Consider the following 26,207-nt stretch of genomic DNA (forward strand, 5'->3'; position numbering starts at 1 on the left):
ATCGGGTGAGATCGTTCACCCCGAACGAATCGAAAGACAGGGCGCTTGGCGATGAAGAGAATCTTGACGACCATGTCGTTGCTGATGGCAGCAACGGCGATGACCAGCATGGCGACAACGGCGGACGCCGCCGATCTTCCGGCGGCGACGCCGTACACCAAGGCGCCGGTGGTTGAAGCGTGGAATCCCTGGATGATCCGTCTGCGCGTGCTCGGCGTCATTCCGGAGAATGGTGGTACGGTTCACCAGGTGCCGGGCTCCAGCCTGAAGACCTCCGATCAGGTCGTTCCCGAACTCGACATCTCGTATTTCTTCACGCCGAACCTCGCAGCCGAACTGATCCTTGGTGTCACCAAGCACCACGTCACCGGTGACGGCGCCATTGCCGGCCTCGACGTCGGCAAGGCGTGGCTGCTGCCGCCGACGCTGACCTTCCAATATCACTTCACGCAGTTCGGCGCCTTCAAGCCCTATATCGGCGCTGGCGTGAACTACACCTGGTTCTTCAGCCAGAGTGCCAGCGGCGTGGGCGTGATCAACAGCCGTTTGAAAGACACCGCGGCGCCGGTGCTGCAGTTCGGCTTCGATTACATGATCGACAAGCATTGGGGCTGGAATGTCGATGTGAAAAAGATGTGGATGCGCCCGGATTGGGAAGGCACGCTGGCCAGCGGCGCGGCGATCACCGGTCAGGTCAAGCTCGACCCGTGGCTGGTCGGCACGGGTATCACCTACAAGTTCTGATCCGGCTGAAAGAAATGCGCAGCATCGGTGCAAACTCGTGCTGCGCATTGTCGTGTTGCCGCATTGCGTAGTGACGCCGCCTTGCTTCCCCTCTCCCCTTGTGAGAGAGGGTGGATCGAATCCCGCGTATCGGGTTCGAGACGGGTGAGGGGGCTGCAGAGCTCCGTCTCACCCCTCATCCGGCACGGACTTCGTCCGCGCCACCTTCTCCCACAAGGGGAGAAGGGAAGAAAAAGGACAACATCATGGATATCAAGGTCAGGGATTCGAACGGCGCGCTGCTCGCCGAAGGCGATACCGTCACGCTGATCAAGGACCTCAAGCTGAAAGGCTCGTCCACCGTGCTCAAGCGCGGCACCGTGATCAAGAACATCCATCTCACCGATAATGAAGACGAGATCGAAGGCCGCACCGACAAGGTGAAAGGCCTGGTGCTGCGCACGGAATTTCTGAAGAAGGCGTGACGGCTACGATATCACTCCCGGCCTTCCTCATGCTCTCGGAACGTCGATAGCCGCGACAGGAATGCCAGCATCAGTCCGATGCCGCAGATCGAGAACAGCATTGTGAAGATCTTGGCGATGGCGGTGGTTGGCGACAGCGTGGCGTCGCCGACGGTGGTGAGCGCCATCGCGCTGAAATAGGCGGCGTCGATCCACGGCCAGCCTTCCACGGCGTGAAAGAACACGGCGCCGCCGGTCATGGCGATGGCCAGCAGAAACAGGATCGCGCGAAATTCCGGATCGCGCAGACCGCGGCGGAAGCCGGCCAGCAAGCGCATCAGACCAAGCCAGAGAGATGCCATCGTCGCCACTCCATGCGTTGCCGTCCATGCGCGATGTCGCAGGATTCGATGGCGTTTGGAAAGTGAAGATTATGCGTCGGGCGCAACCATGAACCTTGCCTTACCTCTGCAGCACCAAGGGAGGCACCGCTCAGGCGGGATCCTTTACGCATAAGCGGAGTACATGATGGCGAACGAGTTCAGGTTCGAAGACTATCCCGATGCGATGACATTCAAGCCGGTGACGGAGAAGGCGATTGCAGCTTTTGCCGCCGAGCAGGGTATCGAATTCTCATCCGATTATACGGCGTTTCTGAAAGCGAATAACGGCTTCTATTTCGATCTCGACACAGCCAGCCCGCTGGCTGATGGCGTCGAGACATTCGATTCAATTCGCTATCTGCACGGCCTCGATACCGGCTTCGAATATAACGACATAGGGGTATTCCTGGCCAAAGCCGATCTCTGGGACCAAGCGTTTCGTGCGTTCTGCTATCCGGTGGCGGAAAGTCACGGCGGCGATCCGATCGTCGAAATCTACAAGGGTAAGGCGAAGGGCAAGATCTACTTCGTCGATCACGAGGTCATCCCGGACATCAGCGAACTGGCTGATGCAGGCGTGAACCTGGAGAATGCCGACGACGTCCTCGCTTACATGATCGACAGACAGGGCTGCTTCATCGAACTCGCCACGTCGTTCTCGAATTTCATCGGCAAGCTGGTGGCATATGACGATGACGGCAGCATCAATGTCAGCATCCGTCGCCCGCTGGCGTAAGCGGGCGGCGCATCACCTGAAACAAAAACGCGGCGGGATGAACCGCCGCGTTTTCAATTCTGTCCTTGCCGCCGCGCATCTGCGCGCAGCGCAGGCGCTTATTCGTCGTCGTCCTGCTTCTTGCTGCCGCCGATGCCCTTCAGCTTGGCGAACACGGCGTCGACATTGAGGTCGCCGCTGCCGCTCTCGGCGGTCTCGAGCTCGTCCTTGCGGGTGGTTTCCGACGCGGGCAGCAGGGTCGCGCCGCCGTAAGCCTGGTCGGTCGGCTTTTCCTTGGCCGCGCGCTGCACTTCGAAATCGAGTTCGATCTGCGAGCACAGGCCGAGGGTCACCGGATCCATCGGGGTCAGGGTCGAGGCATTCCAGTGGGTGCGGTCGCGGATCGAGGCGATGGTGGTCTTGGTGGTGCCGACCAGCCGCATGATCTGGCTGTCTTTCAGCTCGGCATGGTTACGCACTAGCCACAGGATCGCGCTCGGGCGCTCATGACGGCGCGACACCGGGGTGTAGCGCGGGCCCTTCTTCTTGGCAGCTGGCGGCAGGATCACCTTGCTCTCTTCGAGCTTGAGCCGATAATTCTTGTCCTTCTCGCCCTTTTCGATCTCGTCGCGGGTCAGCTGCCCGTTGGAAATCGGGTCCATGCCCTTGATGCCCTGGGCGGCGTCGCCGTCGGCAATGGCGCGGATCTCGAGCGGGTGCATCTTGGTGAAATCGGCGACCTGATCGAAGGTCAGCGCCGTATTGTCGACCAGCCACACGGCCGTCGCCTTTGGCATCAGCGGGGCATTGCTCATGGCACATCTCCTTTGCGCTTCGCCCACCTCTTTCGGAGGCGAAGCCGTCTGGTCATCGGTGATGACGGGAATTAAGGCTCTATATAATCTGTCAGAGGGCAACCGCGCAATGCCCGGCAGTTCGGCCTTGACAGCGCCGCAAACCGGCCCCAAGTCCTTATTCAGACAAGCTCTTTGGCTGAATTTTGCCAATCTGACCCATCGCACCTGCCATTTTGGTGCCCAGGCCCCTGGATCGCCCCGATATGACGACCAAACCGTCCCTGAAAATCGTTCTTTGTTCGCCGCGCGGCTTCTGCGCAGGCGTCGTCCGGGCGATCGATACGGTCGAACGCGCACTCGCCATCCATGGCGCGCCGGTCTATGTCCGCCACGAGATCGTCCATAACAAGTATGTGGTGGACAGTCTGAAGACCAAGGGCGCGATCTTCGTCGAGGAACTCGCCGAAATCCCGGACAATACTTCCGCGCCGGTAGTATTTTCCGCCCATGGCGTGCCGAAATCGGTTCCCGAGGATGCCCGTCAGCGCAATTTCTTCTCGCTGGACGCGACCTGCCCGCTGGTCACCAAGGTACACCGCGAGGCGGCGATCCACTTCAAGCGCGGCCGTGAGATCCTGCTGATCGGGCATTCGCATCACCCGGAAGTGGTCGGCACCGTCGGCCAGCTGCCGCCAGGCGCTGTGCAGCTCATCGAGACCGCTGGAGACGCCCAGACCTTCCAGCCGAAGGATCCGAACAATCTCGCTTTCGTGACCCAGACGACGCTGTCGATCGACGACACCGCCGAGATCGTCGAAGTGCTGAAGAGCCGCTTCCCCACGATCAACGGGCCGCACAAGGAAGACATCTGCTACGCCACCACCAATCGCCAGCTTGCCGTGAAGAAGGTGGCGCCGGTGGTCGATGCGCTGATCGTTGTCGGCGCGCCGAACTCGTCGAACTCGCAGCGTCTACGCGAAGTGGCCGAGCGCGAGGGCTGCAGGGTTTCGGTGCTGGCGCAGCGCGCCAGCGATCTCGACTGGAGCATGTTCGAAGGCATCACCAGCCTCGGCATCACGGCGGGCGCCTCGGCACCGGAAGTGATCGTCGAAGAAATCATGGATGCATTCGCGCAGCGTTATGAACTGCATGTGGAAACGGTGTCGGCTGCTGAAGAAAACGAATTCTTCCCGCTGCCGCGTTCGCTGCGTCCCGAGGCCGCGGCGTAACCGCGATGGCGGTCTATACCGATGTTGCCGCCGATGATCTCGCGGACTTCCTGAAGAGCTACGATGTCGGCGAATTGCTCTCCTACAAGGGCATCGCCGAAGGCGTCGAGAATTCCAACTTCCTGATGCACACCTCCAAGGGCGCGTATATCCTCACGCTCTATGAGAAGCGCGTCGAGGCGGACGACCTGCCTTACTTCCTCGGTCTGATGGCGCATCTCTGCGCGCGCGGCGTGAATTGCCCGCAGCCGCAGAAGAATCGCGACGGTGCGGTCTATGCATCGCTCGCCGGTCGGCCCGCCGCGATTATCAACTTTCTCGAAGGCATGTGGCCGCGCCGTCCCAACGCGATGCATTGCGCTGGTGTCGGCGAGGCGCTGGCGAGGATGCATGTCGCCGGGCGCGATTTCCCGCTGGTGCGCAAGAACAACCTGTCGGTCGATGGCTGGCGCGGTTTGCTCGCACTCGCGGCACCGCGCGCCGATACGGTTCAGCCCGGGCTGCGCGCTTTCCTGCAGACCGAACTCGACTATCTTGCCGCGCATTGGCCGACCGGTCTGCCGGAAGGCGTGATCCATGCGGATCTGTTTCCGGACAACGTGTTCTTTCTTGGCGACAAGCTCTCCGGCCTGATCGACTTCCCGTTCGCCTGCAATGACATGCTGGCCTACGACGTGGCGATCTGCCTGAACGCCTGGTGCTTCGAGCCGGATCTGTCGTTCAATGCCACCAAGGCGCGCGCTTTCCTCAATGCCTATGAGGCGGTGCGTCCGTTGACCAGTGCCGAGCGCGCGGCGTTTCCGCTGCTGGCACGCGGCGCGTCGATCCGTTTCTTGCTCACGCGTCTCGTGGATTTCCTCAATGTGCCGGAAGGCGCCTTCGTGAAGCCGAAGGATCCGGTCGAGTATGTCCGCAAGCTGCGCTTCCACCAGTCGGTGACGTCGATGGCCGACTACGGCGTCGAAGCGGCGAGGCAGCCCGCGTGACCACTGCGACGCCTGTGACGATCTATACGGACGGCGCCTGCTCGGGAAATCCCGGCCCCGGTGGCTGGGGCGCTATCCTTCGTTTCGGCGATGCTGAGAAGGAATTGAAGGGCGGCGAGGCCCACACCACCAACAACCGCATGGAGCTGATGGCGGCGATCTCGGCGCTGGAAGCGTTGAAAAAGCCGTGTTCGGTGGATCTGCACACCGACAGCCAGTATCTGCGCAACGGCATCATGAGCTGGATTCACGGCTGGAAGAAAAACGGCTGGAAGACGTCGGACAAGAAGCCGGTGAAGAATGTCGACCTGTGGCAGCGGCTCGATGCTGCGCTGAAGACCCATGACGTGCGCTGGCACTGGGTCAAGGGCCATGCCGGCCATGCGGAGAATGAGCGTGCCGATCAGCTGTCGCGGGACGGGCTGGCGGAGAACCGCGGGCGGTAGAAGCGGGCGGCATTTTGCGCTGACTGCACACCAAACTCTGCCGTCATGCCCGGCGAATGCCGGGTATCCACGTCTTGGCCCGCGGCGAAGACGTGGATGGCCGGGACATCTAGCGAAGGTTCGCTTCGCGCTGCCCGGCCATGACGGAGTTCGTGGTTCTCTAATCGAAGATCTCAGCTCACAGCTGACCGAGCAGGGTGTCGCCGCCGGAGACTTCGACCTTGCCCGGTGCCGGCTCAAGGTTGAGCTTAGTCACCTTGCCGTCTTCCACAAGCATGGAATAGCGATGCGAGCGGATGCCGAGGCCGTTGCCCGACGCGTCGAGCTCCATGCCGATGGCCTTGGTGAAGTCGGCATTGCCGTCGGCGAGGAACACCGCTTCGTCGCGCAGGTCGGTGTCTTTCTTCCAGGCGTTCATCACGAACACATCGTTGACGGAGATGATCGCGATGGTGTCGACGCCCTTGTCCTTGATGGCATAGGCGTTGAGGAAGATGCTCGGCAGATGCATCTTGTGGCAGGTGCCGGTATAGGCGCCGGGCACCGCGAACAGCGCCACTTTCTTGCCCTTGAAGATGTCGTCGGTGGTCTTCACGGCCGGACCTTCGGAGGTCATGACACGGAGCTTGGACTCGGGCAGCTTGTCGCCAACTTGAATGGTCATCGTCGATCTCTCCTGAAAGTAAGGGTGAGTGTGTTTAGACCGGCTGCATGACGCGGGCAATATTATGTGCTGCGCAAAACTTGGCCTGCTGCGCGCATCCTGATGACGTCAGCCGCCGAAGCCGCCGGCATCCAGAAACGCCTGTTCCTCCGCCGTGGTGCTGCGGCCCAGCACCCGGTTACGGTGCGGGAAACGGCCGAAGCGCCGGATGATGTCGGCGTGCTCGTCGGCGAATTTCAGATTGTCGGTCTCGCCGGTGGCGCGAAACAGTGCGCAGCAGCGCTCCTGATCGACGAGGTCTTCCGAATGCATCAGCGGTAGACGAACTGCTGCATCTGCTGGTCGACGCGCTGATCGACGCCGCGCGCGACGGCCTTGATCGTGAGGTCGCAAGCGAGGCGATCACTGGAAAAAGCGCGCGGGTCGTTGCGGAACATGTTGCGGGGAAACTGGTCGAGCACGAGGATCAGGGCGAGCGTGCCCTCGTCACTGGCCTCCCATGACGCAAGGTTGCCTGCGACGGCCTCATCCCACAGCGCGCGAAAGCGGCGGGTGATCTCGGCATCGAAATCGTCGTTCTTGGCGTACCAGCGGTCCCAGCCGGCGTCTGTCCAGAAGGTGATGATGTCGGCGGGAGTCGTTGCAGTCATGCTGAAGTCCATAGGGTGGGCCATGCGAGAGCGGGCCCACCCTATAGCAGTGTGTCAGGCCGCTGAGGCCTGCTTCTTCTCGTCGCGGAGTTCGCGGCGCAGGATCTTGCCGACATTGGTCTTCGGCAAAGCGGTGCGGAATTCGATCTGTTTCGGCACCTTGTAATTGGTGAGCTGGGTGCCGCAGAACTTGATGATGTCCTCGGCGGTGACGTTCGGGTCCTTCTTGACGACGAAGGCCTTCACCGCCTCGGTGGTCTTCGGATCGGGCACGCCGATCACGGCGCATTCCAGCACGCCGGGATGGCTGGCGATGACGTCCTCGACCTCGTTCGGATAGACGTTGAAGCCCGAGACCAGCACCATGTCCTTCTTGCGATCCACGATCTTGGTGAAACCGTCGGGGCTCATGATGCCGATGTCGCCGGTGCGGAAGAAGCCGTCCGCGGTCATCACCTTGGCGGTCTCGTCCGGCCGGTTCCAGTAGCCCGACATGATCTGCGGGCCCTTGGCGCAAATCTCGCCGGGCTCGCCGAGCGGGACTTCGTTGCCGTCGTCGTCGCGGATCGAGATCCAGGTCGATGGCACCGGCACGCCGATCGAGCCGTTGAACTGATCGACATCGGCCGGGTTGCAGGTCAGCGTCGGCGAGGTTTCCGACAGGCCGTAGCCTTCGGCCACGAAGCAGCCGGTCGTCTTCAGCCAGCGCTCGGCCACCGCCTTCTGCACCGCCATGCCGCCGCCGTTGGAAATCTTCAGCTTGGAGAAATCCACCTGGTCGAAACCGGGCGTATTCAGCAGGCCGTTATAGAGCGTGTTGACCGCCGGGAAGCTGTTGACCTGATACTTCATCAGCTCCTTCACGAAGCCTGGCATATCGCGCGGGTTCGGGATCAGGAGGTTGACGCCGCCGGCGCGCACGGCCAGCAGGAAGCAGGCCGTCAGTGCGAAGATATGATAGAGTGGCAGCGCACAGACGATGAAAAGCTGGTCCACATGCGGCGGCTTGCGCAGCGCCGGCTGCAGCCAGGCATCGTTCTGCAGCACATTGGCCAGGATGTTGCGATGGCGCAGCGTCGCGCCCTTGGAAACACCGGTGGTGCCGCCGGTATATTGCAGGAAAGCGACGTCGTCGGGCCCGAGCACCGGCTTCTTCATCTTCATGCTGCGGCCGGCGGAGACTGCATCGTTGAACCAGACGGCGCCCGGCAATTCGTAAGCCGGCACCATCTTCTTCACGCGCCGGACCACGAGATTGACGATCACGCCCTTGAAGCCGAGCATGTCGCCCATACTGCCAAGGATGACGTGTTTTACATTGGTTTTGGCAATCACCTGCTGCACCGTGGAGGCGAAGTTCTCCAGCACGATGATGGCTTCGGCGCCGGAATCCTTGAGCTGATGCTCGAGCTCGCGCGGCGTGTAGAGCGGGTTGACGTTGACCACGGCATAGCCGGCGCGCAGCACCGCGGAGGTGGCGATCGGATATTGCAGCACGTTGGGCATCATCAGCGCGACGCGGGCACCCTTGGCGAGGCCTTTGCTCTGCAGATAGGCGCCGAGCGCCAGGGACATTTCGTCGAGCTCACGATAGGTGATCGACTTGTCCATGCAGATGAAGGCTTTGCGATCGCGGAATTTGGCAAAGCTCTCTTCGAGTAGATCGACCAGCGACGGATACAGGCTGACGTCGATGTCGGCTGGCACGCCTGCCGGATATTGTTTGAGCCAGATACGCTCCATGACGCTTCCCCCTCGATTTGATTATTTCGTCGAAGTATTGAGCAAAGCTGCCCTTGATAGCAAGGCGCGGCGCAACATGACGCAGCCGGAAACTGGCCGCGTTAACGATGATAGTTGAGCCTTGTCGACGAAGGTCTAAGTGCGCGGAGCTGCCGCAGCCGGCTTGGCTTCGCCGGTGGTAGCCTTCGGTGCGGGTTTGGCCGCTGCCTTCGGCTTGGCCGGCGTTGTGGCCGGAGCGGCGGTGGCTGCCGTGGCAGGCTTGGCAGCCGCGGGCTTGGCGGCGGCTGGCTTAGCTGCAGCGGCCGGTTTCGGCGCGGCTGCATCCGGTTTCACCGCTGCCTGTTTTGCAGCCGGTTTGGCCGCAGGTTTCGCGGCCGTTTTTGCCTCGGCCGATGCTGCGGGTTTGGCGTCCTTGCTGTCGGCTGCCGCGTCAGGCTTCTTGGCCGCGGTCTTGGTGCCCTTCTTGCCCTTGGGCTTCGGCGTCTGCCGGGCTTCTTCCACCGCATTGGCGGCGATCAGGTCGGCGCCGGTCTTCTTCGGCCCAATATAAACGATCACCGGCTCGACCGGTGCGGCGGCCGCGGCGATCATGTCGACCGGGCGCAGCGTTGGCGGCTGCAGGCCGGCGGTGAAGAACGACATGGCCTGGCTGCTGGCTTCGTTGCTGGCGACGACTTCATCATCGGCGTCGCTGGCCGGGCGCTTGCGTTTCGGTCCGCACATCTCGTCGCGCAGGTTGGGCGGCGCGGCGTCGATCGGTGCGAGGGCATCCACGGTGCCGAGCGCCGGCTGCAGCCAGGTCAGGCCGCCTGTGCCGGTGTTGAAGCCGCGTTCCAGCAGCTGCGCGGCCTTGACGGCGCGCGCCTGGCCGGACGAGGCGCCGAGCACCACCGCGATCAGCCGCTTGTTGCCACGGGTAGCGGTGGCGACGAGATTGTAGCCGGAGGCGCAGATGAAACCGGTCTTCATGCCGTCGGCGCCGGGATAGCGGCCGATCAGCTTGTTGAAGTTCGGCGTGATGCGGCGGCCGAATTTAATCGCGGGAATATGGACGAAATATTCGTATTCCGGCAGGTCGCGAATGATCGCACGCGCAAGGATCGCGAGGTCGCGCGCCGAGGTCACCTGTTCGTCGGCAGGCAGGCCGTTCGGATTGACATAGTGGGTCTGCGTCATGCCGAGCTTCTGAGCCGTGGCATTCATCATCGCGGAAAATCCGTCGACGGAGCCGCCGACGCCTTCGGCGAGCACGACGGCCATGTCGTTGGCTGACTTCACCATCATCATCTTCAGCGCGTTATCGATCGTGACCTGCGTGCCGGCCTTGAAGCCCATCTTCGATGGCGACTGTGCGGAGGCGATCGGCGACACTGTCACCACCGTGTCGAGGTTGATGCGTCCCTGCTTCACCGCCTGCAACGTGACATAGGTCGTCATCAGCTTGGTGACGGAGGCGGGATGCCACGGATAGGTCGCGTTCTCAGCCTGCAGAACCTTGCCGGTATCGGCTTCGACGAGCAGCAGCGCTTCAGCGCGGGCCGTGCGCGGCGCGGTCACGCCGAGCGCAAGTGCCGCGGCGAGGATGAACCAGTTGAGTGATAGCAGGCGGCGCGATGCGAAGTGAAACTGCACTATCCGATTCCGGTCCTTTGCGGCCCGCCTGCAGTGCTCCAGCACCGCGCGCAGCAATTCTTGGATTTGAGGTTCGGGGCTCTCATGTCGGTCTGCCGTCACGCGGTGACGGCTGCAAACCTATACCGGCCGAGAGCATCAGAACAGTGGCGAGCCGGTTAAATCGGTGATGAAAGGGGCCAAATTTCGACCGGTTCTCCAAAGACATCAAAGGGGTTCGGCGACATCGGGCAGGGCCATGCTGGCGCGTGCGTCCTCCTGAACCATGAACTGGGCGGCGGCCAGACTGGCGAAATAGCCGCCCTGCATCACGAGTTCATCGAAAGTTCCCGCTTCGATCACGCGGCCGTTCTCAAATACGAGGATGCGCGTGGCGTTGCGGATGGTGGACAGCCTGTGCGCGATCACGAAGGTGGTGCGGCCCTTCATCACTTCATCGAGAGCGACGTTGAGCTTGGCCTCGGTCACGGCATCGAGCGCGCTGGTGGCCTCGTCGAGGATCAGGATCGGCGGATCCTTCAGCAGAGCTCGCGCGATCGACAGCCGCTGCCGCTCGCCGCCGGACAGCATGCGGCCACGTTCGCCGGCATTGGTGTTGAAACCGTTATCGCTGCGTTCGATGAAATCGAGCGCCTGGGCGCGGGCAGCGGCAATGCGCAACTCTTCGTCCGTCGCATCCGGCTTGCCGACGCGCAGGTTGTCGGCGATGGAGCGATTGAACAGCAGCGCCTCCTGGAACACGACGCCGATGTTTCGGCGCAGGCCCGACAGTGTGAGTGCACGGACATCCATACCGTCGATCGAGATGATGCCGGATTGCGGGTCGAAGGCCCGGTGCAGCAGTGCGATAGCGGTGGATTTGCCCGCGCCGGTGGCGCCGACGAGCGCGATGGTCTCGCCGGGCAGCGCCGTGAAGGACAGATCCGCGATGGCCGGCCGCTTGCCGTCATAGGAGAACGACACGTCGTTGAATTCGACCATGCCCTGCAGCCGGCCGGGATCCATGGCGTCGATACGGTCGCGCACGGCAGGCACGGCATCGAGCACATTCATGAAATCGCGCAGCCGCGGCGCTTCCATGAAGATGGTGTTGATGAAGGAGACCACCTGTTCGAGCTTTTGAATCAGCATCGTCGCAAAACTGACGAACATCACGATCTCGCCCACGGTGGTGAGACCCTGCTGATGTAGCGCGATGCCGACGGTGAAGATCGCCAGCACTGTGATGGTGGTGGAGGCGCGCGTCATCACCGAGACCAGTGCCCACCACGACAGCACCGGCATCTGCTTTTCGAGCAGCTGGCTGGAGACGCCGCGCAGGCCCTGCACCTCGGCATCGATACGCGTGAAGCTCTGCACCAACGCGACATTGCCCAGGGCATCGGAAGCACGCGCGGAAAGGTCGCCGTAATGCTCCTCGACGTCGCTTTGCATGCCCGATGTCTTGCGCACGACCATCGTGGTCAGCACCGTGAATACGACGCACAGGATCACGAGCAGGATGGCCAGTCGCCAGTTCAGATAGATCGACAGCGGCAGCAGCACGAACAGCGAGACGATGGAGGCGAAGTGCTCGCGGAAGAAGCCGAGCCAGACGCGCCACAGGGCATCGGTGCCGGCCAGCATCACTTTCATCAGGCGCCCTGAATGCGTACCGGTGTGGAAGGTCAGCGGCAATTGCATGATGTGTTCGAAGTAATCGGTCAGCACCGCCTGGCGCTGGCGATGCGCGAGGCGATCCGCATGAAGCGCCACCACCGCGCCGCAGACGATGGTGAACAGGCCGAACGCAACCCAGGCCGCCAGCAGCGGCCAGGGCGATGCGCTGTCCGTCTGCATCGCGGCTGTCGAGAGATTGCCGGAGAGCACATCGATGATCCGGCCGAACAGCACCGGTTCGGCGAATTGCGCGCCTGCCAGCAGTAGGTTGGCGCCCGCAAGGATCCAGCCAAGGCGCTTCTCCTTGCCGAGCAGCTCCAGCACACGGGTGTAAAGACGGATCATGGGAGGTCACTCAGCGCAGCGCGAACGGGATAACCGATTGCGCATAGTCTAAGCGGGGATGGCAGCCGAATACAGCTTCGGGAAAAGTTGTTCAGTTGAACTTCTTCAGTTCATCTTGCGGCCGACCGAGCCCGGCAGGAAGCTGTCATCGAAGATGTCCGCGGCTGAGGGGCGCTTCTTGAAGGTAAAATCTTCGGCGATCTCGTTGAGCGACGCCTCAAAGCGTGCGGCGTCGATGCCGCCCAGTCCGTCGCGGCGGACGTCGTCGGTCAGGATATTGTCGGTAATGGCAATGTGGAGCCGCGTCAGTTCGAGCTCGCGCGAACCATTCTCCATCTGGGTCACGACGTCGGTGATCGCCTTGGCCGGGTCCTGGATCGCCAACTGCGTCCCGGCGGTGACGGCACGAATGAAGGCTTTCACGGCCTCGGGTCTGGCGGCAGCGAATTTCGGATTGACGATCAGCGCGAGGCCATAGGCGGCGGAGCCGAACTCGGCGAAACGAAACACCGCCAAGTCATCGGCGGGGACGCCGCGGTCGCGCAGGTTGACCGCCGAGAGATAGGAGAAGCCGGTGACCGCATCGACCTGACCGGCCGAGAGCATCGGTTCGCGCACCGCGGCGCTGATCCTCTCCAGCTTCACGGCTGCAAGCTTGATGTTGTTGCGCTTGGCCAGTGCCGGCCATAGCCGGATCGCGAGATCGCGATCAGCGACCCCAAGCACTTTTCCTTCAAGGCTACCGAGCGAGATCACGCCGCGGCTCTTGCGGGCGACGATGGCATAGGGTGCTACGTTGAGCAGTACGAAGACGGCTTTCACCGTCGCGGCGTCGGTGTCGCCGCGATAGCGGATCAACGCATTGAGATCGGCCAACGCCATGTCGCAGGCGCCGGAAGCGATCCGCGCGATGGCCTCCTTCGATCCCGCGGCCACGGTGGTGGTTACATTCAGGTTCTCGGCCCGGTACAGGCCGCGGGCATCGGCGAGCACGAAAGGTGCGGCAATCGCATCGACTGCGCGATCGAGCGCAAACTGGATATTGGTTGGTGTTTTGTCGTCAGCTGCCTTGTTGTCGTCGGCGGCCTGTCCCGATGACGCGCAAAAAGCGACGGAGCCCAGCGCACTCAGCGAGAGGAGGACATGCCGCCGGGAAATGTTGCTCGCGTTTCTGGGCATCAAGATACTTAACGACTGACGGACCGGCAGTTACCCCACCGGGCATGTCTGATTGATGGCGGTATGGTGCGACATCTTGCGCGTCGTTTCTAACCGTAAAAGGCTGAACGGGAGATGACTGCCCCGATTTGGACACCGATCGTTCAGCTGCCGTTGGGGTTGGGGAACTCATAGTGGCCGAAGTGGTTGGCTATACAGAGGCCCACAGGGCCAGACGACCACGGAGGACATTGAGATGTTCGTACGAAATGGATTGTTTAATAAGACTGGCCGCGCCGCCATCGTGGCGACCGTCGCGGCCATGACGATCTCGGCAATTGCGCCGACCGGAGCATTTGCGGCGCCTGTCGCTAAGAACACGAGCCAGGCTGTGGCAACTCACGGCACCAGCGATGCGACCGATTTCAGCAGCGCGCGCCGTCGCCATTATCGCGGTGGCGGCAATGCCGCCGGCCTTGCGGCCTTTGGCGCCATCGTCGGTACCATTGGCGCAATCGCTGCAACGCAGAGCCGTCGTGACTATTACTACGATAATGGCCCGGGCTACGGCTACTACGGCGGTGGCCCAGCCTATTATGATGGCGGTCCTGCCTATTACGGTGGCGTACCGTATCGCGGCTACGGCGGTGGTCATGGTTACGATAATTCGCGTCGTATGACCTGGTAGTTCGCGATCGGTCACAACTTATTCCGTCATGCAACTGTCACTTAACTATCAAACGCCGGTCGCGCTTGCGGCCGGCGTTTTGACGTCGTTGCAGACACTTGAAAGCCAGGCGTTAACGCGCTGGCCACGGCTTTGGGATAGTGTAGTTGCATGAGTGATTCGCTCGACCGGCTTTATCAGGCGGTGATCGCGGCCAAGGATCTCGATCCCTCGGTCTCGCGAACGGCCCGGCTTTATCAGCAGGGGCCGGAAAAGATGGCTAAGAAGCTCGCCGAAGAAGCCATCGAGGTCGTCATCGATGCGATCAACCGCAAGCCAGACGCCGTGATCCGCGAAAGCGCCGATCTTCTCTACAATTTGACTGTATTGTGGGCGGCCGCGGGCGTGCGTCCTGAGCAGGTCTGGGCCGAGATGAGCCGGCGTGAAGACATGCTCGGTATTGCCGAAAAGCTCCCGAAACCGCCGAAACGGCCCAAATCCATCGAGCAAAGCGCTGCGCGGCGGCCAATTGTCGCGCTCGAAGGTCGTCGCCTTCGCAAGTTGAGTTAAGCTTTTCGTCTCGCGCGTGTCAGCCCAGCCATAGACAAATCGGCGTCAGGATGGTTCATCGCGAACCATGCTCAGACGAATGTATGACTGGTGTATCGACGCCGCCCACAAGCCTTATGCCCTCTGGATTTTGGGCATCGTGTCCTTCGCGGAAAGTTCGTTCTTTCCGGTGCCGCCGGATGTGATGCTGATTCCGATGGCGCTGGCCCGGCCACAGAAGGCCTGGCTCTATGCGGGCATTTGCACCATTACCTCAGTGCTTGGCGGTGTGGTGGGATATCTCATCGGCGCGGTGCTGTATGACTCCGTCGGCCAATGGGTCATTCATTTCTATGGCTATGGCGACAAGGTCGAGGCATTCCGCGCCGGCTATGCCGAATATGGCGCATGGATCATCCTGCTGAAGGGGTTGACGCCGATCCCCTACAAGCTTGTCACCATCACGTCAGGCTTCGCCAACTATAATATCTGGATGTTCATCGCGCTGTCGGTGGTTGCCCGTGGCGTGCGCTTCTATGTCGTCGCCATCCTGCTCAACCGGTACGGCGTGTGGATTCGCGAGACCATCGAGAAGCGTCTGGGTCTGTGGGTTGCGCTGGGCGTCGGCGTTTTGGTGCTCGGCTTCATCATGGCATTCCGGCTGTTCTAGATCAGGATGCTTCCCCCGGCGCAGGTGCCGGGATACATTTCGCATCATGTTCGATTTGACCTGTCTGTTTGCTCCGGTAACCCGCAACTGCGTCGTCGCTGCGATCGCGGCGCTGGCCGTCGGCGCGGCCACCGTGTGTGCCTGGTCGCAGGCCATGCAGCAGCAACCGATGCCGCAGAAGTCGATCACGATTCAGGTTGTCCCGGCTCCCTCGGCCGCACCCCCGCCTGCCGCGGCTTTCGCGCCGGCGCCGATGGCTGAACAGGCGCCGCCCCCGTCACCGCCCCCGGCGCCCGAGAATCCCGGCCTGTTCAACGAGATCGGCAAGCTGTTCAAGAATTCCACCTCGCTGCTGCCGTCGCTGCCCGCCATGCCGTCGCTCGGCACCGACAGCCTGACCAAGCTGAACACGGTGGTGAAGGGACGGGTGGCTTGTCCGGTCGCTGCCAATGGCGCACCCGACTGCAAGGCGGCCTCAGACAAACTGTGTCAGAGCAAGGGCTTCAAGGACGGCAAAAGCCTTGATACCGACGCAGCGCAAAGCTGCTCGCCCAGGGCCATGATCCCCGGCCGTGCGCCGGAGCCGGGTGACTGCAAGACGGAAAATTACGTCACCCAGGCGCTCTGCCAGTAGGTCTATGCGGGCAACAGACCCGCTGCGCGATAGCTCTCGATGAGCGCGTCATACAGCGAGACATCCGCGCGGCTTCTTGCCATCAGCTGGGCGCCAGTGATGGCGGCGAAGATGGCGCGCGCACGCGGTTCGCTCTTCTCAGGGCTCGCGGCGGTCACAGCGACGAGAACCTTGCTCAGCCATGCTACATTGATGTCGGTGAAGGTCCGGATCTCTTTCTTTACCGGCTCCGGCAGGTCGTCATATTCGGCGGCCATGAAGCTGCACAGGCACATGCGGTTGCCGCTCTCCAGCGCCTTGCGGAACGTGCCGGGATATTGGCGGAGGCAGGTTGCCGGATCCTTGGACTCGGCCAGCAGCGTCTCCAGATAGGCGGCCGAGTCCTCCCAATAGCGCCTGGCGACGGCGGCGCCGAGATCGGCCTTGCTCGGGAAGTGATGGTAGATGCTCGCAGCCTTGATGCCGACCTCTGCCGCGAGATCGCGGAAATTCAGGCCGCTATAGCCATGGGCCTGCGCGGTCAGTTTCGCGGCCGCCAGGATGGCTTCTCTGGAATTCGAACTCATATCCCGGTCTCACAACCCCGTGTTTGCGGCCTACCAAGTGATAGATAGGCGTTGACGCCTGTAAATCAAAGCCGTAAATCACCCTACCAACTGATAGGTAGGATAAACTAATGAATACTCAGATCTCCAATGGCGACGCGACAAAGCTCCCGATGATGACGATTCACGATTGGAGCACAGGGCCTTACCCGGCGCGTGTCCGGATCGCGGTGGCCGAGAAGAACCTCCGATCGCGCATCAATTTCGTGTCGGTCGATCTCACCAAAGGCGAGCACAAGAAGCCGGTGTTTCTCGCCAAGAACTACTCAGGCACGCTGCCGGTGCTCGAACTCGACGACGGCACTTTCATTGCCGAGTGCACCGCCATTACCGAATATCTCGACGGACTTGACGGCTCCCCCACGCTCACCGGCGGCACGCCGCGCGAGACGGGCTTGATCCACATGATGAGCAAGCGTGCCGAGCTGGAGCTGCTCGACGCCATCAGTGTCTATTTCCATCACGCAACACCGGGGCTCGGACCCCACGTCGAGATCTATCAAAATGCCGAGTGGGGTTTCCGCCAGCGCGACAAGGCGCTCAGGGGAATGGCGTATTTTGACGGGGTGTTGAAAAAGCAGCCATTCATCGCCGGCAATTTTTTCTCGATGGCCGATATCACGGTAATTGGCGGTTTGATCTTCGCCGGTCTCGTGAAGCTCGAGGTGCCTGCGGAGTACGAGGCTCTCCACGCCTGGTACGCAAGGATGAACGAGCGTCCCAGCGTCAAGAACCGTGTGACGATGTCAGATCCGGCTTGATCGGGCGCTTGCCGATAATCGATCAGTCATCCTGATAATGGGGCGCCACCTGGATAATGTGGTGCCCCATTATTCCGCGTACCGGACGAACGCCGCTCGGGGTCCGGCTTTTTTCTCCCGCAGCGCAATTGCCATCAGCCCCACGCTTCTGGCATCGTCCGCCCGCACCCGGATCGACCGGGGTAGGCGCGCAGGATCGCGCACAAATCAAGAAAAGAAGTCGAGGAATTTCCCATGTCGATGCCGGCTTTGTTCAAGAACCGCCTGTCGCTGCCCGTGATCGGTTCGCCGCTGTTCATCATTTCGGTGCCGGATCTCGTCATCGCGCAGTGCAAGGCCGGTATCGTCGGCGCGTTTCCCGCGCTGAATGCGCGTCCGGCGGCGCTGCTCGACGAATGGCTGCACCGGATCAAGGAAGAACTCGCCGCGCATGACAAGGCGCATCCGGATCGGCTCTCCGCACCCTTCGCGGTCAACCAGATCGTGCACAAGTCCAACAACCGGCTCGAGCAGGACATGGCGCTTTGCGAAAAGCATAAAGTGCCGATGATGATCACCTCGCTTGGCGCGCGTGAAGAACTCAATCAGGCGGCCCATGCCTGGGGCGGCATCGTGTTTCATGACGTCATCAATCAGCGTTTCGCGCACAAGGCGATCGAGAAGGGGGCTGACGGCCTGATCCTCGTTGCGGCAGGCGCCGGCGGTCATGCCGGCGAGATCTCGCCGCTCGCGTTCGTCGCCGAGACCCGGCAGTGGTTCGACGGTCCGATCGCGCTGTCGGGCGCCATCGCCAACGGTCGCGCCATTCGCGCCGCGCGTATCCTCGGTGCCGACTTCGCCTATATCGGTTCGGCCTTCATCGCCACTACCGAAGCGAATGCGGTGCCTGGCTACAAGGACATGATCGCGGCTTCCGGCTCGGAAGACATCGTCTATTCGAATCTCTTCACCGGCGTTCACGGCAACTACCTGAAGCCGTCCATCGTCGCCGCCGGCATGGATCCGGACAATCTGCCGGAGTCCGATCCGACCAAGATGAATTTTGGCACCGATGCCAGTGGCGAGCGTGCCAAGCCAAAGGCCTGGAAGGAAATCTGGGGCAGCGGCCAAGGCATCGGCAGTGTGTCGAAGGTCGTGCCGGTGGCCGAGCTCGTTGCGCGCTTCAAGAAGGAATATGACGAAGCGATCGATCCGCCGCTCTGATCCTGCATTGAGAAGGCCGATCTGATGGACGCCATCTATCGCGTCGACGGCAATCATGTCGTCACCAGCCCGCATGCTGCGGGTCCGTGGAACGAGACCATGCAGCACGGCTCGGCGCCGTCGGCGCTGGTGACATGGCTTGCCGAGCAGATGCCCACCGCAAGCCCGATGCATGTGACGCGTGTCACCATCGACTTGTTGCGCCCGGTGCCGGTGGCGCCGCTCACTTTCGAGACGGAAGTGCTGCGCGAGGGTCGCAAGATCCAGCTCGTTGGCGTCAGACTGATGGCGAACGGCACAGTTGTGGTGCGTGCGACGGTGCTGAAGATCAGGGCGGAGGCGCAGGCGCTTCCGTCGGAGATCGCCGATCCGCCGGTCACGGTGCCGCCGCCGGATCAGGGTGGATTGCTGGAGCCACGTTACGCCAGCAGTCCCTTCGTCACCGGCATGACCATTCGCGCGGTGCGCGGCGGCTTCCTGTCACTGGGGCCGGGCGCGATCTGGTACCGGGCCAACCGGCCGATCGTCGAAGGCGCCGGCCTCTCGCAGGTGATGCGTGCGGTGATCGCGGCCGACTTCAGCAACGGCTCGTCACCGGTGCTGAGTTTCGACGACTGGACCTTCCTGAATGCCGACCTCACCGTGAGCCTGTCACGTCCGCCGGTGGGCGACTGGATCCTGCTGGACGGGGAGAGTTGGATCGGGCCGGATGGCGCCGGTCTTGCTGCGTCGAAGCTCGCCGATATCAATGGTTATTTCGGCCGGGCAGTGCAGAGCCTGGTCATTGAGAAACGTTGACGACCGCGCTTTTTAGAATTTTTGTCCTGGACAGGGAACCGATTGATATTGCCCCGGTTATCGCGCGTCAGGGGGCAGTATGAGTTCGACGCACGTGCAGGACGACAAAGCCAGGACCGGCATCTGGGGATTGGATAATATCCTCTCCGGCGGATTCTCCCGAGGTCACATTTTTCTTGTCGAAGGCGCGCCGGGGACAGGCAAGACCACGGTCGCGTTGCAGTTCTTGCTGGAGGGCGCGCGGATCGGAGAGAAGGGTCTCTACATCACGCTCTCCGAGACGGATAGTGAGTTGCGCGATGGCGCAGCGTCCCATGGCTGGACCCTCGACAAGAGCATTGAAGTTTTCGAGCTCCTGCCGCCGGAAAGCCTGCTTGACGAGGATCAGCAGCAGAGCCTGCTCTACTCGTCCGATCTCGAGCTCGGCGAAACCACCAAGCAGATATTCGAGGCGGTGGAACGCACCCAGCCGAGCAGGGTCGTCTTGGACAGCCTGTCGGAAATCCGGCTGCTGGCGCAGAGTTCGTTGCGCTATCGCCGCCAGATACTGGCCATCAAGCATTACTTCGCAAAATTCGGCACGACGGTGATGTTGCTCGACGACCTCACGGCGGAAGTGGCCGACAAGACGGTGCACAGCGTCGCGCATGGCGTGCTGCGGCTCGAAGAACTGGCGCCCTCCTATGGCGCAGAGCGTCGGCGTGCGCGGGTGATCAAATATCGCGGTGTCAAGTTTCGCGGCGGCTACCACGATGCCACCATCACCACGGGCGGACTTAACGTTTTTCCTCGGCTGGTCGCATCCGAATTCCGCAACAGCATGGATCGCAAGACCAAGTCGAGCGGCATTGCGCAGCTCGATCAATTGCTGGGCGGCGGGATCGAGACCGGCTCCAGCACATTGATCCTGGGGCCGGCGGGCACGGGCAAATCGCTGACCGCGATCGTCAACGTGGTCGCAGCGGTGAAGCGCGGCGAGAAGGCCGCAATGTTTATCTTCGACGAGGAGCTCGGACTGCTGTTCGATCGCATGAAGGGGATCGGAATCGATCTGCCTGCCATGCAGGAAAGTGGGCATCTGTTCGTCGAACAGGTCGATGCCGCCGAATTGTCGCCGGGTGAATTTGCGCATCGCGTCCGTCGGCAGATCGACGAGCACAACATCAAGACCGTCGTGATCGACAGTCTGAATGGCTATCAGGCCTCGATGCCGGAAGAGAATTCGCTGATCCTGCACATGCATGAGCTGCTGCAATATCTCAATCGCAGGGGCGCCGCGACATTCATGACGGTGGCGCAGCATGGCCTCGTCGGCGATATGAAGGCACCTGTGGACGTCACCTATCTCGCCGATACCGTGATCCTGCTCCGTTACTTCGAAGCAAGCGGCAGCGTTCGCCGTGCGATGTCCGTGATCAAGAAGCGAACCGGTGCGCATGAATCGACCATTCGCGAGTACCGGATCGACGGACGAGGGCTGACAATTGGTGCGCCGCTCAGCGAATTCCAGGGCGTGTTGCGCGGCGTGCCCATCTATAGTGGTCAAAGCTCTCTGCTCGAGGGATCCTCGGCGTGAAACCGGGGCGTTCCTCCGAGCGCGCTGTCATCCTTGCTCCCACAGGGCGCGATTCTGCAGTGGCTGCGGCATTAATCCGCGAGGCCGGTTTTTACGCGCAACCCTGCGCGGATTTTCCGACGCTGCTCGACGAGATCAAGGGCGGCGCCGGCGTGGCTGTCATTGCTGACGAGGCGATCAAGACCGTTGATCTGCGCGGCCTCGGCAGCTGGCTGCATGATCAGCCGTCGTGGTCCGATTTCCCGATCATCCTGCTGACACGTCAGGGCGGCGGACCGGAGCGCAACCCGGATGCCGCGCGGCTCGGACAGTTGCTCGGCAATGTGACGTTCATCGAGCGCCCGTTTCACCCGACAACCCTGATTTCGATCGTCGGTTCGGCCGTCCGCGCACGCCGGCGTCAATATCAGACGCGTGCCATTCTCGAAGACCTCGGCGACAGTCAGGGGCTGCTGCAGACGGCGCTCGATGCGGGACGGCTCGGCACGCTCGAACTGCATCTGCCCGAACTTCGGCTTGAGGTCTCGGATACGACCAAGGCATGCTTCGGCCGCCGGCCGGATCAGTCATTCACGTTCAGCGAGTTGCAGGCCGCGGTTCATCCCGATGATCGCGAGCAACGCCAGCAGGCGCTCGATGCGACGCTAATGGCCGGCGCGGACTACAATGTCGAATACCGCAATATCTGGCCGGACGGCTCGGTGCATTGGGTCGAGACGCGTGCGCGCATGGTTCGTGGGTCTGACGGCAAGCCGAAAACGCTGGTCGGCGTCTCCGTCGATATCACGGCGCGAAAGTCTGCCGATATCGATCGCGACAACTTGCTGGAGCAGTTGACGGCGGAGCGGTCTGCGCTTGCCGAGCTTACGGCGACGCTCGAACAGCGCGTCGAGGAACGCAGCAACGACCTGATGAAGGAAGTTGCGGCACGCGAGAAGGCGCAGGACCAACTGCGCCAGGCGCAGAAGATGGAGACCATCGGCCAGCTCACTGGCGGCGTCGCGCATGACTTCAACAATCTGCTGATGGCGGTGATGGGCAATCTCGATCTGCTGCGCAAGCGCATGCCGGATGATCCGCGCCTGAAACGACTGGTCGATGGTGCCATGCAGGGCGCCGAACGCGGCGCCTCACTGACGCAGCGGCTGCTGGCCTTTGCACGGCAGCAGGATCTGAAAGCCGTGGCTGTCGATCTCGGCGCGCTGGTCCGCGGCATGAGCGATCTGCTCGAGCGCTCGCTCGGGCCGCGCGTGGCGCTGCGTCTCGATATTCCCGACAATCTGCCGCGGGCACAGATCGATCCCAATCAGCTCGAACTCGCCATCCTCAATCTCGCGATCAATGCGCGCGACGCCATGCAGGACGGTGGCTCCATCGATATCAGGGTGAAGAAGCATAGGGTCGGCAAGGGCGACCCGATTCTGAAGCCCGGCGACTATCTCAAGGTGTCGATCATCGACAATGGTGCCGGCATGTCGCCGGAGACGTTGAAGAAGGCGATCGAACCGTTCTTCTCGACCAAGCCGCTCGGCAAGGGGACTGGTCTCGGTCTGTCCATGGTGCACGGTCTGGCCGTACAGCTCGGCGGCACGCTCGATCTCTCGAGCGTCGTCGGCAAGGGAACGACGGCGACCCTCGTGCTGCCGGTCACCGACAGGAAGCCGGAGGCCGCCGATACGGCCCACGTCATGCGCCATGCCGCGCGCTCTGCCGTGATCCTGTTTGTCGATGACGATCCTCTCATCGCGATGTCGACGACGGAGATGCTGGAGGATCTCGGCCATCGCGTGATCCCCGCGACTTCGGGGCGGCATGCGCTGGAGATTCTGAAAAGCGACGAGCCGCTCGATCTGATGATGACCGATCACATGATGCCCGGCATGACGGGCATCGAGCTTGCGGCCTATTCCCGCGAAATGCGGCCGTCGTTGCCGGTCCTGCTCGCTACCGGCTATGCGGATTTGCCCGAAGGCGCTCAGCTCGATCTGCCGCGGCTTGCCAAGCCTTATCATCAGGATCAGCTCCGGGATCGGCTCGATCAACTGCTGGGCTGAGCCCACTCCGGCCGGGGTGGTATCAATCTGCCAGCGGCGCGGCAAAATTAACCATTCATTAAATCCTGTGGAACCAACAATGCCCCGATCGGGAATCAACCGATTCAGGGGCCATCATGGATATCGAAGCCTATTTCGCGAAGACGCCGGCTACGATCGAGGAGATCAAGGCACGCGTGGCCGCAGCTTTCGGCCGTCATCCGCTGTGCCGCGAGGTGCAATTCGACATCGTCAGCACGCCCCGCGCCGGTAAGGGCGCGAACTGGACCATCAGCATGCAATCGGTCGCCCCGGATGCGCTGTGGGAAGCCTCCGATATCGTGAGCGATATCCAGGAAGCCTATGTTCTCGCCAACGCCGCCTGAACCTATGTGAGTATTATCGCACCGTTCTGGTATGGTTAGGCCATAATTAATCTCCATTTGTGAGGACAGGTACCTCTGGTAGTCCTGAATTTCGGAGACTGGCTTGACGCGTGCGCTGACCCTTCTTGTGCTGGGCTGCCTGTTGCTGACCGGCGTGGCTGTTGCGAGCATCCTCGGTCGCGATAGCATCCCATCGCTGTCGCTGTCATATGACGACAGTGCCGCGCAAAATTCGGTCGCGGTGTCGCGCGGACCGGTTTCCAATACGCAAGGCAAGAAAGACAAGTTGCCATTGGCCGGCGCCATGATGGCGTCGCTCGATCCGCAGCAGGTCCCGAGCGTCGACGGCAGTCCGTTGCGCCAGGCCTTTGCATCCGACAGTCCGATCGAAGCACCCGGTTCGACGGTGCTTGCGCCGATCGTGGTGCCGCAGCCGACCGCCAAGCCCAAGGCTGCTGCCAAGCCGGTGCAGAAGACCTATACGCTGCTCAGCGATGCGCAGATTTCGGCGATCAAGACCCGGCTCAATCTGACGGCGTCGCAGGAATCCTACTGGCCCGGCGTCGAAGCGGCGCTGCGCAACGTGGCGCGCAGGATCCACGAGACCAAACAGGCCAGTCCGTCAGCCGGCGCGCCGCCGATCGATCCCGATAGCGACGAGGTGCAGCAGCTCAAGTCCGCTGCGATGCCGTTGTTGTTCCAATTGCGTGAGGATCAGAAGCGCGAAGTCCGTGCACTGGCGCGCATGATCGGACTCGAAAAGGTCGCGTCGGCGATCTGAGCCCTGTCACATGCCGGCCTGTCGGCGACGCATGACTGTCACAACCCGTAACAGACAAATTGTCGCGCCTGTCATCCGGGCTTCGCATCCGTGGTGCAGAGATTAACGCCTCTTAACCTGTAACGGGGGCGTTTCATGACCGATTTCACTGCCAATCAATCCATTTCCGGAGGCGCGGCTGTTGAGCCGGCGTCGCGGCCCAATCTCGACAAGGGTTTTAACCCGCTGACGATGATCCTGTTTTTCGGGATCCTGGCCGCCGGCCTCCTGTTCGTCGCCTACAGCATCTATGCGGACGTCAATGCCACCGGCACCCGCGTTACCAGCTACCTGCCTTACCTCCTGCTGTTCGTGGCGCTGCTGATCGCGCTCGGCTTCGAATTCGTCAACGGCTTCCATGACACCGCCAATGCGGTGGCCACGGTGATCTACACCCACTCGTTGCCGGCGGAATTCGCCGTGATGTGGTCGGGCTTCTTCAACTTCCTCGGCGTGCTGTTCTCCACGGGCGCGGTGGCTTTCGGCATCGTTTCGCTGCTGCCGGTGGAATTGATCCTGCAGGTCTCCAGCGGCGCCGGCTTTGCCATGGTGTTCGCGCTGCTGATCGCCGCGATCATCTGGAATCTCGGCACCTGGTATCTCGGCCTGCCGGCCTCCAGCTCGCACACGCTGATCGGTTCGATCATCGGCGTCGGTATCGCCAATGCGCTGATGCGCGGCCGTGATGGCACCTCGGGTGTGGATTGGGGCAAGGCCACCGAAATCGGCTATGCGCTGCTGCTGTCGCCGCTGTTCGGCTTCGCCTGCGCCGCCATCCTGCTGCTGGTGCTGAAATTCCTCGTGCGTAACCCTGCTTTGTACGCAGCACCGGACGGCAACAAGGCACCGCCGTTGTGGATCCGCGGCATCCTGATCGCGACCTGCACCGGCGTGTCCTTCGCACATGGTTCGAATGACGGTCAGAAGGGCATGGGCCTGATCATGCTGGTGCTGATCGGCACCGTGCCGACCGCCTATGCGCTGAACCGCGCATTGCCGGAATCCCGTGTCGCCCAGTTCCAGGTCAACTCCATCGCGGCCGCAAAGGTGATCGCAGCCAAGGGTGCCGGCCACAGCATCATCGGCGATCCCCGTCCGGCGGTGACCACCTATGTCTCGCAGCGCAAGATCAGCGAAGGCACCTATCCGTCGCTCGCCGTTCTCGTGCAGCAGGTCGGCGATCAGGTTCGCAGCTACGGCACGCTCGACAAGGTGCCCGCGGAATCCGTCGGCAACACCCGTAACGACATGTATCTCGCATCGGAAGCCATCCGCTTCCTGATGAAGGACAAGGAAAACGACCTCAACAAGGAAGATGTCGCGACGCTCAATGCCTATAAAGGCTCGCTCGATGCCGCGACCAAGTTCATCCCGGATTGGGTGAAGATCGCCGTGGCCATCGCACTCGGCCTCGGCACCATGGTGGGCTGGAAGCGCATCGTCGTCACCGTCGGCGAGAAGATCGGCAAGACGCATCTGACCTATGCGCAGGGCGCTTCGGCCGAACTCGTGGCTGCGGCCACCATCGGCGCGGCCGACGTGTTCGGTCTGCCGGTCTCGACCACCCACGTGCTGTCGTCCGGCGTCGCCGGCACCATGGCGGCGAACGGTTCGGGCTTGCAGATGGCCACCATCCGCAACCTGCTGATGGCCTGGGTGCTGACGCTGCCCTGCGCCATCATGCTCTCGGCCTCGCTCTACGTGCTGTTCAGCCAGTTGTTCTGAGAACAGACGAGGCCGCTGTGGAAGCGTAGCGGCCTCGTTCTTTTCACATCGCCAAATCAAAAGGCCCGCGCATCATCTGCGCGGGCTTTCGTCATTGTCGGTTCGTAGGATGGGTAGAGCGCAGGCGCGCCGCGCCGAAGCGAAACCCATCACCGCAAGCCATGACCGCGATGGGTTTCGCGAAGT

26 protein-coding genes and 1 pseudogene are annotated in these 26,207 nt (G+C 62.0%); 18 read left to right on the forward strand and 9 right to left on the reverse strand.

What is annotated here, in order from left to right; all coding sequences use genetic code 11:
- The first annotated feature begins 51 nt into the window (after window positions 1-51).
- Together AB8A23_RS08080 and AB8A23_RS08085 are read left to right on the forward strand one after the other, a co-directional pair.
- Window positions 52-744, forward strand: coding sequence for an OmpW/AlkL family protein (locus AB8A23_RS08080; protein WP_231078987.1), 693 nt, complete (start codon window positions 52-54; stop codon window positions 742-744).
- A gap of 245 nt (window positions 745-989) precedes the next feature.
- Window positions 990-1,208 carry an alkylphosphonate utilization protein gene (locus AB8A23_RS08085; RefSeq protein WP_011665834.1) on the forward strand — a complete coding sequence of 73 codons (219 nt, stop codon included), beginning with the start codon at window positions 990-992 and terminating at the stop codon, window positions 1,206-1,208.
- 11 nt (window positions 1,209-1,219) lie between these two features.
- On the opposite strand, the gene AB8A23_RS08090 is transcribed toward AB8A23_RS08085, so the two are convergent.
- Window positions 1,220-1,549, reverse strand: coding sequence for a potassium channel family protein (locus tag AB8A23_RS08090; protein ID WP_093757451.1), 330 nt, complete (start codon window positions 1,547-1,549; stop codon window positions 1,220-1,222).
- 166 nt (window positions 1,550-1,715) lie between these two features.
- Between AB8A23_RS08090 and AB8A23_RS08095 the strand changes: the two genes are divergently transcribed.
- Window positions 1,716-2,306 (forward strand): SMI1/KNR4 family protein, encoded by a 591-nt coding sequence (locus tag AB8A23_RS08095; RefSeq protein ID WP_439059952.1) that lies wholly within the window; start codon window positions 1,716-1,718, stop codon window positions 2,304-2,306.
- 98 nt (window positions 2,307-2,404) lie between these two features.
- Here AB8A23_RS08095 and AB8A23_RS08100 read toward each other — a convergent pair whose 3' ends face one another.
- Window positions 2,405-3,100, reverse strand: coding sequence for a DUF1013 domain-containing protein (locus AB8A23_RS08100; protein ID WP_089267677.1), 696 nt, complete (start codon window positions 3,098-3,100; stop codon window positions 2,405-2,407).
- A gap of 245 nt (window positions 3,101-3,345) precedes the next feature.
- Here AB8A23_RS08100 and ispH point away from each other — a divergent pair, with 245 nt between their 5' ends.
- Genes ispH through rnhA form a run of 3 tightly spaced genes read left to right on the forward strand, consistent with a single transcriptional unit; the run spans window position 3,346 to window position 5,743 of the window.
- A complete protein-coding gene (ispH, locus tag AB8A23_RS08105; protein WP_089267676.1) occupies window positions 3,346-4,311 on the forward strand; it encodes a 4-hydroxy-3-methylbut-2-enyl diphosphate reductase in 966 nt (321 codons plus the stop codon).
- 5 nt (window positions 4,312-4,316) lie between these two features.
- On the forward strand, window positions 4,317-5,297 hold the full coding sequence (locus AB8A23_RS08110; protein WP_093757449.1) for a homoserine kinase: 981 nt from the start codon (window positions 4,317-4,319) through the stop codon (window positions 5,295-5,297).
- Window positions 5,294-5,743, forward strand: a complete 450-nt coding sequence (gene rnhA / locus AB8A23_RS08115) for a ribonuclease HI (RefSeq protein ID WP_089267674.1) — start codon at window positions 5,294-5,296, stop codon at window positions 5,741-5,743. The genes AB8A23_RS08110 and rnhA overlap by 4 nt, the downstream gene beginning before the upstream one ends.
- 178 nt (window positions 5,744-5,921) lie before the next feature.
- Here rnhA and AB8A23_RS08120 read toward each other — a convergent pair whose 3' ends face one another.
- The 6 genes and pseudogenes from AB8A23_RS08120 to AB8A23_RS08145 all read right to left on the reverse strand — a co-directional run bounded on the left by AB8A23_RS08120 (window position 5,922) and on the right by AB8A23_RS08145 (window position 13,615).
- Window positions 5,922-6,407, reverse strand: a complete 486-nt coding sequence (locus AB8A23_RS08120) for a peroxiredoxin (RefSeq protein ID WP_089267673.1) — start codon at window positions 6,405-6,407, stop codon at window positions 5,922-5,924.
- A gap of 108 nt (window positions 6,408-6,515) precedes the next feature.
- A pseudogene (locus tag AB8A23_RS08125) lies at window positions 6,516-7,057 on the reverse strand (DUF924 family protein).
- A 54-nt stretch (window positions 7,058-7,111) separates the two neighbouring features.
- Window positions 7,112-8,800 (reverse strand): long-chain fatty acid--CoA ligase, encoded by a 1,689-nt coding sequence (locus AB8A23_RS08130; RefSeq protein WP_089267671.1) that lies wholly within the window; start codon window positions 8,798-8,800, stop codon window positions 7,112-7,114.
- 135 nt (window positions 8,801-8,935) lie between these two features.
- Window positions 8,936-10,432, reverse strand: coding sequence for a D-alanyl-D-alanine carboxypeptidase family protein (locus tag AB8A23_RS08135; RefSeq protein WP_439059951.1), 1,497 nt, complete (start codon window positions 10,430-10,432; stop codon window positions 8,936-8,938).
- Window positions 10,433-10,639: 207 nt separating this feature from the next.
- A complete protein-coding gene (locus AB8A23_RS08140) occupies window positions 10,640-12,436 on the reverse strand; it encodes a glucan ABC transporter ATP-binding protein/ permease (protein ID WP_093757446.1) in 1,797 nt (598 codons plus the stop codon).
- Between the two features lie 105 nt (window positions 12,437-12,541).
- The gene (locus AB8A23_RS08145) at window positions 12,542-13,615 is read right to left on the reverse strand and encodes an ABC transporter substrate-binding protein (protein ID WP_439059950.1); all 1,074 of its coding nucleotides are present in this window, start codon (window positions 13,613-13,615) and stop codon (window positions 12,542-12,544) included.
- Window positions 13,616-13,850: 235 nt separating this feature from the next.
- Here AB8A23_RS08145 and AB8A23_RS08150 point away from each other — a divergent pair, with 235 nt between their 5' ends.
- From AB8A23_RS08150 to AB8A23_RS08165, 4 genes are all read left to right on the forward strand, one after another.
- Window positions 13,851-14,282 carry a hypothetical protein gene (locus AB8A23_RS08150; RefSeq protein WP_089267667.1) on the forward strand — a complete coding sequence of 144 codons (432 nt, stop codon included), beginning with the start codon at window positions 13,851-13,853 and terminating at the stop codon, window positions 14,280-14,282.
- 150 nt (window positions 14,283-14,432) lie between these two features.
- The gene (hisE, locus tag AB8A23_RS08155) at window positions 14,433-14,831 is read left to right on the forward strand and encodes a phosphoribosyl-ATP diphosphatase (protein WP_089267666.1); all 399 of its coding nucleotides are present in this window, start codon (window positions 14,433-14,435) and stop codon (window positions 14,829-14,831) included.
- 67 nt (window positions 14,832-14,898) lie between these two features.
- The gene (locus AB8A23_RS08160; protein ID WP_439059949.1) at window positions 14,899-15,480 is read left to right on the forward strand and encodes a VTT domain-containing protein; all 582 of its coding nucleotides are present in this window, start codon (window positions 14,899-14,901) and stop codon (window positions 15,478-15,480) included.
- 46 nt (window positions 15,481-15,526) lie between these two features.
- Complete coding sequence (locus AB8A23_RS08165) at window positions 15,527-16,114, forward strand: hypothetical protein (RefSeq protein WP_439059948.1); 588 nt, start codon at window positions 15,527-15,529, stop codon at window positions 16,112-16,114.
- A 2-nt stretch (window positions 16,115-16,116) separates the two neighbouring features.
- On the opposite strand, the gene AB8A23_RS08170 is transcribed toward AB8A23_RS08165, so the two are convergent.
- Entirely contained in the window at window positions 16,117-16,680 is a 564-nt protein-coding gene (locus AB8A23_RS08170; RefSeq protein WP_439059947.1) for a TetR/AcrR family transcriptional regulator, read from the reverse strand.
- A gap of 155 nt (window positions 16,681-16,835) precedes the next feature.
- Between AB8A23_RS08170 and AB8A23_RS08175 the strand changes: the two genes are divergently transcribed.
- The 8 genes from AB8A23_RS08175 to AB8A23_RS08210 all read left to right on the forward strand — a co-directional run bounded on the left by AB8A23_RS08175 (window position 16,836) and on the right by AB8A23_RS08210 (window position 26,021).
- Window positions 16,836-17,480 carry a glutathione S-transferase gene (locus AB8A23_RS08175; protein ID WP_439060550.1) on the forward strand — a complete coding sequence of 215 codons (645 nt, stop codon included), beginning with the start codon at window positions 16,836-16,838 and terminating at the stop codon, window positions 17,478-17,480.
- 234 nt (window positions 17,481-17,714) lie between these two features.
- Window positions 17,715-18,683, forward strand: a complete 969-nt coding sequence (locus AB8A23_RS08180) for an NAD(P)H-dependent flavin oxidoreductase (protein ID WP_068729293.1) — start codon at window positions 17,715-17,717, stop codon at window positions 18,681-18,683.
- A gap of 24 nt (window positions 18,684-18,707) precedes the next feature.
- The gene (locus AB8A23_RS08185) at window positions 18,708-19,481 is read left to right on the forward strand and encodes a thioesterase family protein (protein ID WP_184512144.1); all 774 of its coding nucleotides are present in this window, start codon (window positions 18,708-18,710) and stop codon (window positions 19,479-19,481) included.
- 79 nt (window positions 19,482-19,560) lie between these two features.
- A complete protein-coding gene (locus tag AB8A23_RS08190) occupies window positions 19,561-21,057 on the forward strand; it encodes an ATPase domain-containing protein (RefSeq protein WP_439059946.1) in 1,497 nt (498 codons plus the stop codon).
- A gap of 59 nt (window positions 21,058-21,116) precedes the next feature.
- Window positions 21,117-23,111: an ATP-binding protein gene (locus AB8A23_RS08195; protein WP_439059945.1), complete on the forward strand. Its 1,995-nt coding sequence runs from the start codon at window positions 21,117-21,119 to the stop codon at window positions 23,109-23,111.
- A gap of 116 nt (window positions 23,112-23,227) precedes the next feature.
- The gene (locus AB8A23_RS08200; RefSeq protein WP_068729285.1) at window positions 23,228-23,476 is read left to right on the forward strand and encodes a hypothetical protein; all 249 of its coding nucleotides are present in this window, start codon (window positions 23,228-23,230) and stop codon (window positions 23,474-23,476) included.
- 103 nt (window positions 23,477-23,579) lie between these two features.
- A complete protein-coding gene (locus AB8A23_RS08205; RefSeq protein ID WP_439059944.1) occupies window positions 23,580-24,257 on the forward strand; it encodes a hypothetical protein in 678 nt (225 codons plus the stop codon).
- Between the two features lie 135 nt (window positions 24,258-24,392).
- The gene (locus AB8A23_RS08210; RefSeq protein WP_439059943.1) at window positions 24,393-26,021 is read left to right on the forward strand and encodes an inorganic phosphate transporter; all 1,629 of its coding nucleotides are present in this window, start codon (window positions 24,393-24,395) and stop codon (window positions 26,019-26,021) included.
- Window positions 26,022-26,207 lie beyond the last annotated feature (186 nt).

Source organism: Tardiphaga sp. 619_E2_N8_4 (assembly GCF_051810905.1).
Taxonomy (GTDB): Bacteria; Pseudomonadota; Alphaproteobacteria; order Rhizobiales; family Xanthobacteraceae; genus Tardiphaga; species Tardiphaga robiniae.